The following is a 13,262-nucleotide window of genomic DNA, read 5'->3' as shown; positions in this document are numbered from 1 at the left end:
GTTCGTTAACAATTTTGCGTCTCAGACGTAACCCTCAGGATAAATTATGGAGCTGCTCTGCCCTGCCGGAAATCTCCCGGCGCTGAAGGCGGCCATCGAAAACGGCGCTGACGCCGTTTATATCGGGTTAAAAGACGATACCAATGCCCGTCATTTTGCCGGCCTTAACTTTACCGAAAAAAAATTGCAGGAAGCGGTGAGTTTTGTTCACCAGCATCGCCGCAAATTACACATCGCCATTAATACTTTTGCGCATCCGGACGGCTATGCCCGCTGGCAGCGCGCCGTGGATATGGCGGCGCAGCTTGGCGCCGACGCGTTGATTCTCGCCGACCTCGCTATGCTGGAATATGCCGCAGAGCGTTACCCGCATATTGAGCGCCATGTTTCCGTTCAGGCCTCGGCAACCAACGAAGAGGCGATTCGCTTTTATCACCGCAACTTTGATGTCCACCGTGTAGTACTGCCGCGTGTACTGTCGATTCACCAGGTAAAACAACTAGCCCGCGTCACGCCGGTGCCGCTGGAGGTATTCGCGTTTGGCAGCCTGTGCATTATGGCGGAAGGTCGCTGCTATCTTTCTTCCTACCTGACGGGGGAGTCGCCCAATACCGTCGGCGCCTGCTCGCCCGCCCGCTTTGTCCGTTGGCAGCAAACGCCGCAGGGGCTGGAATCGCGCCTGAATGATGTCCTGATTGACCGTTACCAGGATGGCGAAAACGCGGGCTACCCAACGCTGTGCAAAGGCCGCTATTTAGTGGACGGCGAGCGCTATCACGCGCTGGAGGAGCCAACCAGCCTGAACACGCTGGAACTGCTGCCGGAGCTCATGGCGGCGAACATCGCTTCGGTGAAGATCGAAGGCCGCCAGCGCAGCCCGGCCTATGTCAGCCAGGTGGCGAAAGTGTGGCGCCAGGCGATCGATCGCTGCAAAGCCGCCCCGCAAAACTTCGTTCCACAGCGCGACTGGATGGAGACGCTCGGCGCGATGTCCGAAGGCACCCAAACCACGCTTGGCGCATATCACCGTAAATGGCAGTGAGAGGAGCTATGAAATATTCCTTAGGACCGGTGCTTTATTACTGGCCGAAAGAGACGCTGGAAGATTTTTATCAGCAGGCCGCAAAAAGCAGCGCTGATGTCATTTATCTGGGCGAAGCGGTGTGCAGCAAGCGTCGCGCGACCAAAGTCGGCGACTGGCTGGAAATGGCGAAATCCCTCGCCGCCAGCGGTAAGCAGGTGGTGCTCTCCACCCTGGCGCTGGTACAGGCGTCATCTGAATTAAGCGAGCTGAAACGCTATGTGGACAACGGCGATTTTCTGCTGGAAGCCAGCGATCTTGGCGTGGTGAATCTGTGCGCCGAGCGCAAACTGCCGTTTGTCGCCGGCCATGCGCTGAACTGCTACAACGCGGTCACGCTGCGCCGGTTGCTGAAAGAAGGCATGGTACGCTGGTGTATGCCGGTGGAGCTGTCCCGCGACTGGCTGGTGAATTTGCTTAATCAGTGCGATGAACTGGGCATCCGCAATCAGTTTGAAGTGGAAGTGTTGAGCTACGGGCATCTGCCGCTGGCCTACTCCGCTCGCTGCTTTACCGCCCGTTCGGAAGACCGCCCGAAAGATGAGTGCGAAACCTGCTGTATCAAGTATCCAAACGGTCGTGACGTGCTCTCGCAAGAGAATCAGCAGGTGTTTGTGCTTAACGGTATTCAGACCATGAGCGGCTATGTCTATAACCTTGGCAACGAACTGACGTCGATGCAGGGATTGGTCGATATCGTGCGGCTGTCGCCGTTGGGGACGGAGACATTTGCCATGCTTGATGCCTTTCGCGCTAACGAAAACGGCGGCGCGCCATTACCGCTTGCCGCGCATAGCGACTGTAACGGCTACTGGAAGCGGCTGGCAGGTCTGGAGCTACAGGCCTAGCCGGATGGCGGCATAAATACCTTGTCCGGCCTACAAATAGCGATCCCGTAGGCCCGATAAGCGCAGCGCCATCGGGCATTGTTTTTGCCGTCAGTCTCATAAAGCTCACTTTGTTAACAACATTCGCTAATCTTTAATGCAGTATTAAAAGATTAACCGGTAACAAAGTGAGCCGTTATGACTGACAAAACTATTCCGTTCTCGGTGCTGGATCTGGCGCCGATCCCTGAAGGATCTTCGGCAAAAGAAGCCTTCACGCACTCGCTGGATCTCGCACGGCTGGCTGAAAAGCGCGGTTATCACCGCTACTGGCTGGCAGAACATCACAACATGACCGGTATCGCCAGCGCGGCGACCTCGGTATTGATTGGTTATCTGGCAGCCAATACCACAACATTACATCTTGGCTCCGGCGGCGTGATGCTGCCTAACCATTCACCGCTGGTGATTGCCGAGCAGTTCGGCACGCTGAATACGCTCTACCCGGGACGTATCGACTTAGGGTTGGGACGCGCGCCGGGTAGCGATCAGCCGACGATGCGCGCGCTGCGTCGCCATATGAGCGGCGATATCGATAACTTTCCACGCGATGTCGCAGAGCTGGTGGACTGGTTCGACGCTCGCGACCCTAATCCGCATGTGCGCCCGGTGCCCGGCTACGGCGAGCAGATCCCGGTCTGGCTGTTGGGATCCAGCCTGTATAGTGCGCAACTGGCGGCCCAGCTTGGCCTGCCGTTCGCCTTTGCTTCGCATTTCGCGCCGGATATGTTGTTCCAGGCGCTGCATCTGTACCGTACCCAGTTCAAACCTTCAGCGCGGCTGGAAAAACCGTACGCGATGGTGTGTATCAATATTATCGCCGCCGACAGCAACCGCGACGCCGAATTCCTGTTTACCTCCATGCAGCAGGCTTTCGTGAAGCTACGCCGTGGGGAAACCGGCCAACTGCCGCCGCCGATTGAGAATATGGAGACCTTCCGGTCGCCATCCGAGCAGTATGGCGTGCAGCAGGCGCTGAGTATGTCGCTGGTCGGTGATAAAGCGAAAGTCCGCCACGGGCTGGAATCCATCCTGCGGGAGACCCAGGCGGATGAAATTATGGTAAACGGGCAGATTTTCGACCACCAGGCACGCCTGCATTCGTTTGATTTAGCGATGGATGTTAAGGAAGAGTTGTTGGGCTGATTTTATAACGCCGATTTTCAACGGTGATGGTTGGCAATCGGCGATTTTTTTCGAAGTAATCATAGCCGGGCTTCAACATACGCCAGAAATTATATTCCGGCCATGCTTGCGCCTGGCGCATATTTTCGTCATTCATCGTAAATGGGAAGATATGGACAGGCACGCTCTTCTGCCCGCTGTTTAGCGCCTGCGCCACCAGTTGATAAATCTCTTCAATACCGGCATCGGTCATGGCATAGCAACCGGCCGAAACGCAGTTCCCGTGAACCATAATGAAATCACCGGTGTAGCCATTTGCCCGATCGTAAGCATTCGGGTAGCCAATATTAAATGCCAGATGATAGCGGCTGTTTGGGTTAAGCAACCCTTTGTTGGTGGCATAAAAGCCTTCCGGGCTTTTACCGTCTCCCTGTTTATGTTTTGGCCCTAAGCCACCAGACCATGCGCATATAGTCCAGGTTTTGTAGAGTTTGTAAGGCTTGTTATTGGCGCTTGCCCACAGTTCCAGCTTATCTTCCGCTTTCAGAATGCGGATAAATAACTGGTCGCCGGGGTGAATGATTTTTAAAGACGATGCGACAGGTTTTTCCACTGGCAGGTAAACGTCTTCATCGTACGGAGTGAGCCAGAAAAATTTTAAAATAAAAGCGATAAACAGGCTCAATAATACAATAGCGAGTAGTCCTTTACGCCCCATTTTCGTATTCCGCTTATTCTGAACCAGTTCAAGTATATATTTTCCTATGATATGAAATAGAGGAAAGGTCCAGTTCTGTACTTTTATAAAATAGTAATCGTTTTATCATGGCCGAACAGGGATATGAATAAATCGACTTATTACCAGAGAAAATCATCATGAGTGAACCTGCTTCCTTTTTTCTTCATGCACATATTACCGAGAGTAACCTCAAGAAATTTTTCCATTCACCGGCAACAAATATTAAAGACTATGACGACTGGTTGCCATGGTTTACTGAGGAGCAAAGGTTGTACGGCGATCCTGCAAAAATGCTTAACAATCTTGCCACATGTAATTCTGGTGAAAGTGAAAAGAATATTTATGCTGAACATATCAACTTTAATAAAGAAACACAGATAGTCACGATGGATCACATATTTCTCTCAGAGAGCTATGAAATCTTCATGCCACTCATGGCCTGTGTGCGGGGAATCGAGAAATTTATTACGCCAGGGGAAAATAATTTTGCGCTAATTTATTATTACTGGTGGGGTTCGGAGATCGCCATCGCGCTCGAATTTGACGCCAATGGTAGCAGAATAACGGCAAATCCTAAGGCAGAAAATTTAACTATCGCCGATGCTTTTTTCGATGAACACGGGGAAGCACTCGCCGAAGAACTTTATAATAAACAGGGTTTTATTTGATACCATTTCGCGGACTTGTGAAATATTGCCGGATGAAAACAGCTCATCCGGCTCGTTCAATTACTGGTACACCGGCAACAAATTAAAGCTCGATAAAATATGCACCAGTGCGTTCCCGACGCCAAATAGCAGAATCAGTACAATCATCGGTTTACCGCCCCAGACGCGGAATTTCGGGCTGCCGAAACGTTCGCGAGATTTACGTGCCAACAGCGCAGGCACAATGGCCGCCCAGATAGTTGCAGCTAAACCTGCATAGCCAATGGCGTACAGAAAACCGTTCGGGTACAGCAGGCCACCAATCATCGGCGGCAGGAAAGTCAGCAGCGCCGTTTTAAAACGTCCCATTGCCGAGTCATCAAAACCAAACAGATCCGCCAGATAGTCAAACAGCCCCAGCGTCACGCCAAGGAAGGAACTGGCGACCGCAAAGTTAGAGAACACCACCAGCAGCAGATCCAGGCTGCGGCTGTTCAGCACGCCGCTCAACGCCTGTACCAGCACATCAATATTGCCGCCTTTCTGCGCAATGCCGATAAATTCCGGACGCGGGATGTTGCCCATCGTCCCCAGCAGCCAGACGGAATAGAGCGCTAGTGCCAGTAACGTCCCATAAATCAGGCATTTGACGATGGTACGCGGATCTTTGCCGTAATATTTCATCAAGCTCGGTACGTTACCGTGATAACCAAAAGAGGCCAGACAAAATGGCAGCGTCATCAGCAGGTACGGCGTATATGACGCGTGGCTTTCAGCCACGTTAAACAACGTGGCAGGCTGAACGTGCCCCAACAGGCTGCCGAAGGTCAGGAAGAAAGTAATCACTTTCGCGCCCAGCACAATCGCCGTCATCCGGCTGACCGCCTTCGTACTCAGCCACACGACAAACGCCACCAGCAGCGCAAAGGCAAAACCTGCCGCTCGCGCCGGAACGTTCAGCGACATCTCAGCAAAGGTATGATGCAGAATTGAGCCGCTCGCCGAGATATAGGCGTAAGTCAGGATGTAGAGCACAAAGGCAATAGAAATGCCGTTGACCACGTTCCAGCCTTTCCCCAACAGATCTTTGGTGATGGTGTCGAAACTCGAACCAATGCGGTAGTTAAGGTTGGCTTCGAGAATCATCAGCCCGGAGTGCAGCATACAAAACCAGGTAAAGACCAGCGCCGCCATCGACCAGAAGAACCACGCCCCGGACATGACCACCGGCAGGGAGAACATCCCCGCGCCAATGATGGTGCCGCCGATAATCACCACGCCGCCAAGCAGCGAAGGTGACGTTTGGGTGGTGGTAAGTGTTGCCATTCAGCTCTCTCTCCAGTCATTTATAGTGTGACTATCTCTCAATACGCTGCACTGTACCAGTACACGAGTACAAAAGAAATAAAAAAAGCCCCGATTGTGACGATCGGGGCTGTATATTTTACTTTACGCTGTGAATGCGCAGGTCAGCGTGAGTTACGCATCACCGCCGAAACGACGGCGACCGGTAGAGTCATCACGACGCGGACCACGGCTTTCACGACGTTCGCCGCTGAAGCGACGACCATCACCACGACCACCTTCACGACGTTCGCCGCTGAAATTACGACCGCCTTCACGACGTTCGCCACTGAAGCTACGACCACCGCCGCGACGTTCGCCGCCCGCGTGCGGAACCGCATCACCCAACAGCTGCATATTCATCGGCTTGTTCAGAATGCGGGTACGCGTGAAGTGCTGGAGCACTTCGCCCGGCATACCTTTCGGCAGCTCGATGGTGGAGTGAGACGCGAACAGCTTAATGTTGCCAATGTAACGGCTGCTGATGTCGCCTTCGTTAGCGATAGCGCCCACGATATGACGAACTTCAACGCCGTCATCACGGCCCACTTCAATGCGGTATAACTGCATATCGCCAACGTCACGACGTTCACGACGCGGACGTTCTTCACGATCGCCACGCGGGCCACGGTCATTACGATCGCGCGGACCACGGTCGTCACGGTCACGGAATTCACGCTTAGGACGCATCGGCGCATCCGGCGGCAGGATCAGCGGACGCTCGCCCTGCGCCATTTTCAGCAGTGCGGCGGCCAGCGTTTCGAGATCCAGCTCTTCACCTTCGGCAGACGGCTGGATTTTCGCCAGCAGCGCACGGTACTGATCCAGATCGCTGCTTTCCAGTTGCTGCTGAACTTTCGCGGCGAATTTTTCCAGACGGCGTTTACCCAGCAGTTCTGCGTTCGGCAGTTCCACTTCCGGAATGGTCAGCTTCATGGTGCGTTCGATGTTGCGCAGCAGACGACGCTCGCGGTTCTCAACGAACAGCAGCGCGCGACCGGCGCGACCCGCACGGCCGGTACGACCGATACGGTGAACGTAGGACTCGGAGTCCATCGGAATATCGTAGTTCACCACCAGGCTGATACGTTCAACGTCCAGACCACGTGCCGCAACGTCGGTAGCGATCAGGATGTCCAGACGACCATCTTTCAGGCGTTCCAGAGTCTGCTCACGCAGCGCCTGGTTCATATCGCCATTCAACGCGGCGCTGTTGTAGCCGCTACGTTCCAGCGCTTCTGCTACTTCCAGGGTCGCGTTTTTGGTACGCACGAAGATAATCGCCGCATCAAAGTCTTCCGCTTCCAGGAAACGCACCAGCGCTTCGTTTTTACGCATGCCCCAGACAGTCCAGTAGCTCTGGCTGATGTCAGGACGGGTAGTCACGCTGGACTGAATGCGCACTTCCTGCGGCTCTTTCATAAAGCGGCGGGTAATGCGACGAATCGCTTCCGGCATGGTGGCGGAGAACAGAGCGGTCTGATGACCTTCCGGGATCTGCGCCATAATAGTTTCAACGTCTTCGATGAAGCCCATACGCAGCATTTCGTCGGCTTCATCCAGCACCAGACCACTCAGTTTAGAGAGGTCGAGGGTGCCGCGTTTTAAGTGATCAAGCAGACGTCCCGGCGTACCGACAACGATCTGCGGCCCCTGACGCAGGGCGCGTAACTGCACGTCATAACGCTGACCGCCGTACAAGGCAACCACGTTTACGCCGCGCATGTGTTTAGAGAAATCCGTCATGGCTTCGGCAACCTGTACCGCCAGTTCGCGGGTTGGCGCCAGCACCAGAATCTGAGGTGCCTTCAGCTCAGGATCAAGATTGTTGAGCAGCGGTAAAGAGAACGCTGCGGTTTTGCCGCTACCGGTCTGGGCCATGCCCAGCACGTCGCGACCGCCCAGCAGATGCGGAATGCACTCTGCCTGGATTGGAGATGGTTTTTCGTAACCCAGATCGGTAAGGGCTTCAAGGATAGGAGCCTTCAGCCCCAGATCTGCAAAAGTGGTTTCGAATTCAGCCATGTAGTACGTGTGCCTCAAAATTAATGGCGGCCAGTCTACATAACTCATCATGAAATTGATCTGCAATTTTCATTGAAAAGTGTGAACCGGCTCAAAGTAGGTGTATTAACGAACAACAACGCCCTCACCCGCGAAGGTGATGGCAATCAAAAAGATTACGGGCTGATATGTTCGTCAGCTATTGCTGGTCCGATTCTGCCAGGTCATCTTGGTCCTGGCCCAGGAGCGATAATTCCAACAATGCGTATCGGTGCTCAACAAAGTTATGAACGTTGTTGGCCACCGCCAGTTTGAACAGAGCCGTGGCGCTGTCCAAATCCCCCAGACTTAGGTAATACTTACCTAAATAGAAGTTGGTTTCACTGAGATGCTCAGCGAGCGAGGTGTTATCCGTTGCGTCCGCCTTGAGCCTTTCCATCAGCGTTGCTTCGCTAATGTCGCCCAGGTAGAACTCGACAATGTTCCATCCCCATTGCTCTTTATCCGATTTTTCGAAGCGTGCTTTTAACGCTTCTTTCGCCTGCTTCTCATTAAGCTTCTGCTCAACAAGATACAGCCACAGGCTGCGGTAAGGATCATTGGGATCGTCTTGATAAAACGCCAGCAGATCATCTTGCGCTAACTTATCACGGCCGCCGTAATACAATGCGATACCGCGGTTTAAGTGCGCGTAGTTGTAAGTTGGATCAAGCTCTAGTACAGAATCAAACGCTTCATAGGCAGCATCAAAATTGCCTGCCTGCGTTAAATAAATGCCTAAGTAATTGAATACTTCAGGCATATCCGGTCTGATTGCCAGCGCTTGTGAAAAATCATTTCGCGCTAATGCCCTCAAACCAAGACTATCATACAACACTCCGCGCTCATATAAAAGCTGTGCGCGTTCGTCATCGGTTAAAGCCCGACTGGCAAGAATCTGTTCCATACGCGCCAGAATCACTTCCTGCTGTAAAGTCGGTTGCAATGGTACTGCGAGGACTTCACTTTTACGCCAGGCGGAATTACTGCATCCTGCAAGCGTAAGTGCTGTCGCAACGAAACACCAGCGCAAAAAAGGCTTCATTTCCCACTCCCGAAGACAACGATTGAATGAACGTCCTGTTCCCCGGTGGCTCAACAAGGCGTCCAGCCAGGTCTAAAGCCCTCCGCACTGCGGAGGGCAAAAGGCTACCTTACTCGGCCTGTTCGCTCGCCGGAGCTTCCGGCGCAGCCGCAGGTTGAGACTGCTCGGTTGCTTCTTTAATGCTCAGACGTACACGGCCCTGGCGGTCAACTTCCAGAACCTTAACCGGGACTTCCTGACCCATCTGCAGATAGTCGGTCACTTTCTCTACACGTTTATCCGCGATTTGAGAGATGTGAACCAGACCTTCTTTCCCGCCGCCGATGGCAACAAACGCGCCAAAGTCAACGATACGGGTCACTTTACCATTGTAGATACGGCCGACTTCGATCTCTGCGGTGATCTCTTCGATACGACGGATAGCGTATTTCGCTTTTTCACCGTCGGTCGCCGCGATCTTCACAGTACCGTCATCTTCGATTTCGATGGTGGTGCCGGTCTCTTCAGTCAGCGCGCGGATCACAGAACCGCCTTTACCGATCACGTCTTTGATCTTGTCCGTGCTGATCTTGATGGTATGGATACGCGGCGCAAATTCAGAGATATCGCCGCGCGGCGCGTTGATCGCCTGTTCCATCACGCCCAGGATGTGCAGACGCGCACCTTTAGCCTGGTTCAACGCAACCTGCATGATCTCTTTGGTGATACCTTCAATTTTGATATCCATCTGCAGCGCAGAGATACCGTCGCGGGAACCCGCCACTTTGAAGTCCATATCGCCCAGGTGATCTTCGTCGCCCAGAATGTCAGACAGTACAACGTAGTTGTCGCCTTCTTTCACCAGACCCATAGCGATACCTGCTACGGCGGCTTTAATTGGCACGCCAGCGTCCATCAGCGCCAGAGAAGCGCCGCACACGGAAGCCATAGAAGAAGAACCGTTGGATTCGGTGATTTCAGACACCACGCGAACGGTGTACGGGAATTTATCCATGTCCGGCATCACTGCCAGCACGCCGCGCTTCGCCAGACGACCGTGACCAATTTCACGACGCTTCGGAGAACCGACCATGCCGGTTTCGCCTACGGAGTACGGAGGGAAGTTGTAGTGGAACAGGAAGCTGTCAGTACGCTCGCCCATCAGTTCATCAAGCACCTGCGCGTCACGGGCAGTACCCAGAGTTGCGGTAACCAGCGCCTGCGTTTCACCACGGGTAAACAGAGCGGAACCGTGAGTACGCGGCAGTACGCCAGTGCGCACGTCCAGACCACGGATCATGTCTTTTTCACGGCCATCAATACGCGGCTCGCCTGCCAGTACGCGGCTACGCACCACGTTTTTCTCGATAGCGTGCAGGATTTCGCCCAGCTCGTTAGCATCCAGAGTTTCATCTTCTGCAATAAGCTGCTCGATGGTTTCGGATTTGATTACGTCAACCTGAGCATAGCGCTCTTGTTTATCGGTGATGCGGTACGCGTCGCTCAGACGAGATTCAGCCAGCGCAGCAACACGCGCGTTCAACGCGTCGTTGACGGCTTCCGGCTGCCAGTCCCAACGCGGTTTACCGGCTTCTTTCACCAGATCGTTGATCGCCTGGATAACAACCTGCTGCTGCTCGTGACCGAATACCACCGCGCCCAGCATAGTGTCTTCGCTCAGCAGTTCAGCTTCGGATTCCACCATCAGCACAGCCGCTTCGGTACCGGCAACCACCAGGTCCAGCTTGCTTTCTTTCAGCTCGTCCTGGGTTGGGTTCAGCACGTACTGGTCATTGATGTAACCTACGCGCGCCGCGCCGATTGGGCCGTTGAACGGAATGCCGGACAGCGACAGCGCAGCGGATGCGCCGATCATGGCAACGATGTCTGGGTTAACCTGCGGGTTAACGGAAACGACGGTCGCAATAACCTGCACTTCGTTAACGAAGCCTTCCGGGAACAGCGGACGAACCGGGCGGTCAATCAGACGCGCAATCAGGGTTTCGCCTTCGCTTGGACGGCCTTCACGACGGAAGAAGCTGCCCGGGATACGACCAGCAGCGTAGGTACGCTCCTGATAGTTAACGGTCAGTGGGAAGAAGTCCTGGCCTGGCTTGGCTTTTTTCTGGCCGACAACGGTAACGAATACGGCGGTGTCATCCATGCTTACCATAACAGCGGCAGTGGCCTGACGCGCCATCATGCCAGTTTCCAGCGTAACGGTATGCTGACCGTACTGGAATTTACGAACGATCGGATTAAGCAAAATAATATCCTTTCCAATTTTTGACGGCATAATACGCGCCGTCGTTAATACCCGATCTTCTGCGCATCCTCGCGACTAATGACAACCCTAACCCTGATATGGGTAAAGCCTCTCATTAGCCGCGCGAACCTCTGCAACGGAAGATCATTCATAGCAACAATACATTAGTTTCCAGCGAATTGCTGCCATCTGCTGGAAAAAAGGGGCCATGAAGGCCCCCTCTTTCTGAAACTCGAAAGAATTAGCGACGCAGACCCAGACGCTCAATCAGCGCGGTGTAGCGTGCAACATCTTTACGTTTCAGGTAGTCGAGCAGTTTACGACGCTGAGAAACCATACGCAGCAGACCACGACGGCTGTGGTGATCTTTTTTATGCTCTGCAAAGTGACCCTGCAGGTGGTTAATCTGTGCAGTCAACAGAGCAACCTGAACATCGGTAGAACCGGTGTCGTTTGCGTCACGACCGAACTCAGAAACGATTTTAGCTGTAGCTTCAGTACTTAGAGACATTTTAAAACTCCAAAGTATTTAAGAATGAGAGGACGCCGATCTCTAATTCAGCGATCCCAGTGTACGCCGCGTAAACTGTTAAATAATTTACGCGACGTTAAGCGGCGGTATTCTACTCGCAGCGCTCTCTTATCGCAAGACGAAGCGACATTACGCTGGGTACTCTACTACCAGCCGACGAGGCGCGACACGGCCTTCGTCGTCAATTTCGCCCATACCGATAAATTTATCGTCTTCACCTTCCGTCACACGAACCAGTCCCTTCAACGGCGCGCCCGTGGTACGAACCGGGTTGCCATTTTTGAAGTATACCGAAGATGTTAACGGCAGATTAACAACAGGGTAGTCCGAAGCTGGACTGTCCATTGGCATCAATAATGGATCGAGCAACTGCGCCGCCGGAACGCCCTGCTGCTCCGCCTGTGCTACCAGCGTCTGCAAATGCTCCAGCGTCACCATACGATCCACCGGATACTTGCTGACCGTCAGACGACGCAGGTACGTTACGTGCGCGCCACAGCCCAGTTTTTCACCTAAATCATCAATAATGGTACGAATATAGGTGCCTTTGGAGCAGTGAACTTCCAGCTCCAGCTCGTTACCTTCATGGCGAATAAACAGCAGCTCATAGACGGTAATCGGGCGGGCTTCGCGCGGCACTTCGATACCCTGGCGGGCATATTCGTACAGCTTCTTGCCCTGATACTTCAGCGCCGAATACATCGAGGGAATCTGTTCGATATCCCCACGAAAGGTCTCCAGCGCGCTCGCAAGCTGCTCAGCGCTGAAAGTCACCGGACGCTCCTGCACGATTTGACCATCGGCGTCAGAAGTATCCGTGCGCTGCCCCAGACGGGCAATAACACGATAGCGTTTGTCAGAATCCAGCAGGTACTGCGAAAATTTGGTCGCTTCGCCGAGGCAAATCGGCAACATGCCGGTCGCCAGCGGGTCCAGCGCGCCGGTATGCCCGGCGCGGTTGGCATTGTAGATGCGCTTAACTTTCTGCAGCACGTCATTGCTGGACATACCCTGCGGCTTATCCAGCAGCAGAACGCCGTGAATGTCGCGGCCACGACGACGAGGACGACTCATCAGTCCTCCTTGCTGTCGTCCGGGTTCACACGACGTTCTTCGTCATGTTTCACCACGTTAGTCACCAGGTTGGACATACGCATCCCTTCCACCAGCGAGTTGTCGTAGAAGAAGGTCAGTTCCGGTACGATGCGCAGACGCATCGCTTTACCCAGCAAGCTGCGGATGAAACCAGACGCTTCCTGCAACGCTTTGATGCCCGCTTTTACTGCGTCTTCATCTTTGTCGTTCAAAAAGGTGACAAACACTTTGGCATAGGCCAGGTCACGGGACATTTCGACACCGGAGACGGTAGTCATCATGCCCAGGCGCGGGTCTTTAATTTCGCGCTGCAGGATGATTGCGATCTCTTTTTGCATCTCTTGCGCTACGCGCTGAGGGCGACCAAATTCTTTCGCCATAATAAATTCTCCAGAATAAAGACAAAAAAGGGGCCATAAGCCCCTTTTTAAATTTCTTGCCGGGTGGCGCTTCGCTTACCCGGCCTACGCCTAATCATC

13 protein-coding genes are annotated in these 13,262 nt (G+C 53.6%); 4 read left to right on the top strand and 9 right to left on the bottom strand.

The features are described from left to right. Window positions 1-46: 46 nt before the first annotated feature. The 3 genes from ubiU to QEN31_RS02845 all read left to right on the top strand — a co-directional run bounded on the left by ubiU (window position 47) and on the right by QEN31_RS02845 (window position 3,114). Window positions 47-1,042 carry a ubiquinone anaerobic biosynthesis protein UbiU gene (ubiU, locus tag QEN31_RS02855; protein WP_000421309.1) on the top strand — a complete coding sequence of 332 codons (996 nt, stop codon included), beginning with the start codon at window positions 47-49 and terminating at the stop codon, window positions 1,040-1,042. Between the two features lie 8 nt (window positions 1,043-1,050). Next, window positions 1,051-1,929 (top strand): U32 family peptidase, encoded by an 879-nt coding sequence (locus tag QEN31_RS02850; RefSeq protein ID WP_000877721.1) that lies wholly within the window; start codon window positions 1,051-1,053, stop codon window positions 1,927-1,929. A gap of 177 nt (window positions 1,930-2,106) precedes the next feature. After that, entirely contained in the window at window positions 2,107-3,114 is a 1,008-nt protein-coding gene (locus QEN31_RS02845; RefSeq protein ID WP_000130437.1) for a luciferase-like monooxygenase, read from the top strand. Here QEN31_RS02845 and QEN31_RS02840 read toward each other — a convergent pair. After that, the gene (locus QEN31_RS02840) at window positions 3,092-3,811 is read right to left on the bottom strand and encodes a L,D-transpeptidase family protein (protein ID WP_000532745.1); all 720 of its coding nucleotides are present in this window, start codon (window positions 3,809-3,811) and stop codon (window positions 3,092-3,094) included. The two genes, QEN31_RS02845 and QEN31_RS02840, sit on opposite strands and share 23 nt — an antisense overlap. A 158-nt stretch (window positions 3,812-3,969) precedes the next feature. Here QEN31_RS02840 and QEN31_RS02835 point away from each other — a divergent pair, with 158 nt between their 5' ends. Further along, on the top strand, window positions 3,970-4,500 hold the full coding sequence (locus QEN31_RS02835; protein ID WP_001294027.1) for a hypothetical protein: 531 nt from the start codon (window positions 3,970-3,972) through the stop codon (window positions 4,498-4,500). A 60-nt stretch (window positions 4,501-4,560) separates the two neighbouring features. On the opposite strand, the gene mtr is transcribed toward QEN31_RS02835, so the two are convergent. The 8 genes from mtr to rbfA all read right to left on the bottom strand — a co-directional run bounded on the left by mtr (window position 4,561) and on the right by rbfA (window position 13,163). Next, on the bottom strand, window positions 4,561-5,805 hold the full coding sequence (gene mtr / locus QEN31_RS02830; RefSeq protein ID WP_000224386.1) for a tryptophan permease: 1,245 nt from the start codon (window positions 5,803-5,805) through the stop codon (window positions 4,561-4,563). A gap of 153 nt (window positions 5,806-5,958) precedes the next feature. After that, the gene (gene deaD / locus QEN31_RS02825; protein WP_000807248.1) at window positions 5,959-7,848 is read right to left on the bottom strand and encodes an ATP-dependent RNA helicase DeaD; all 1,890 of its coding nucleotides are present in this window, start codon (window positions 7,846-7,848) and stop codon (window positions 5,959-5,961) included. After that, window positions 7,841-7,921, bottom strand: coding sequence for a protein YrbN (yrbN, locus tag QEN31_RS02820; RefSeq protein ID WP_010723222.1), 81 nt, complete (start codon window positions 7,919-7,921; stop codon window positions 7,841-7,843). The genes deaD and yrbN overlap by 8 nt, the downstream gene beginning before the upstream one ends. A gap of 105 nt (window positions 7,922-8,026) precedes the next feature. Further along, entirely contained in the window at window positions 8,027-8,911 is an 885-nt protein-coding gene (nlpI, locus tag QEN31_RS02815; RefSeq protein ID WP_000802069.1) for a lipoprotein NlpI, read from the bottom strand. A 109-nt stretch (window positions 8,912-9,020) separates the two neighbouring features. After that, the gene (gene pnp / locus QEN31_RS02810; RefSeq protein WP_001670767.1) at window positions 9,021-11,156 is read right to left on the bottom strand and encodes a polyribonucleotide nucleotidyltransferase; all 2,136 of its coding nucleotides are present in this window, start codon (window positions 11,154-11,156) and stop codon (window positions 9,021-9,023) included. A gap of 241 nt (window positions 11,157-11,397) precedes the next feature. Beyond that, the gene (gene rpsO, locus QEN31_RS02805; RefSeq protein ID WP_000059465.1) at window positions 11,398-11,667 is read right to left on the bottom strand and encodes a 30S ribosomal protein S15; all 270 of its coding nucleotides are present in this window, start codon (window positions 11,665-11,667) and stop codon (window positions 11,398-11,400) included. Window positions 11,668-11,817: 150 nt separating this feature from the next. Then, window positions 11,818-12,762: a tRNA pseudouridine(55) synthase TruB gene (gene truB / locus QEN31_RS02800; protein WP_000089674.1), complete on the bottom strand. Its 945-nt coding sequence runs from the start codon at window positions 12,760-12,762 to the stop codon at window positions 11,818-11,820. Further along, window positions 12,762-13,163 carry a 30S ribosome-binding factor RbfA gene (gene rbfA / locus QEN31_RS02795; protein ID WP_001040199.1) on the bottom strand — a complete coding sequence of 134 codons (402 nt, stop codon included), beginning with the start codon at window positions 13,161-13,163 and terminating at the stop codon, window positions 12,762-12,764. Before rbfA ends, truB begins: the two co-directional genes overlap by 1 nt. Between the last annotated feature and the right edge of the window lie 99 nt (window positions 13,164-13,262).

This window comes from Salmonella sp. SA15303 (assembly GCF_029962125.1).
GTDB lineage: Bacteria > Pseudomonadota > Gammaproteobacteria > Enterobacterales > Enterobacteriaceae > Salmonella > Salmonella enterica.
The sequence above is the reverse complement of the archived record's forward strand: the minus strand, read 5'-3'. Positions and strand labels throughout refer to the sequence as shown.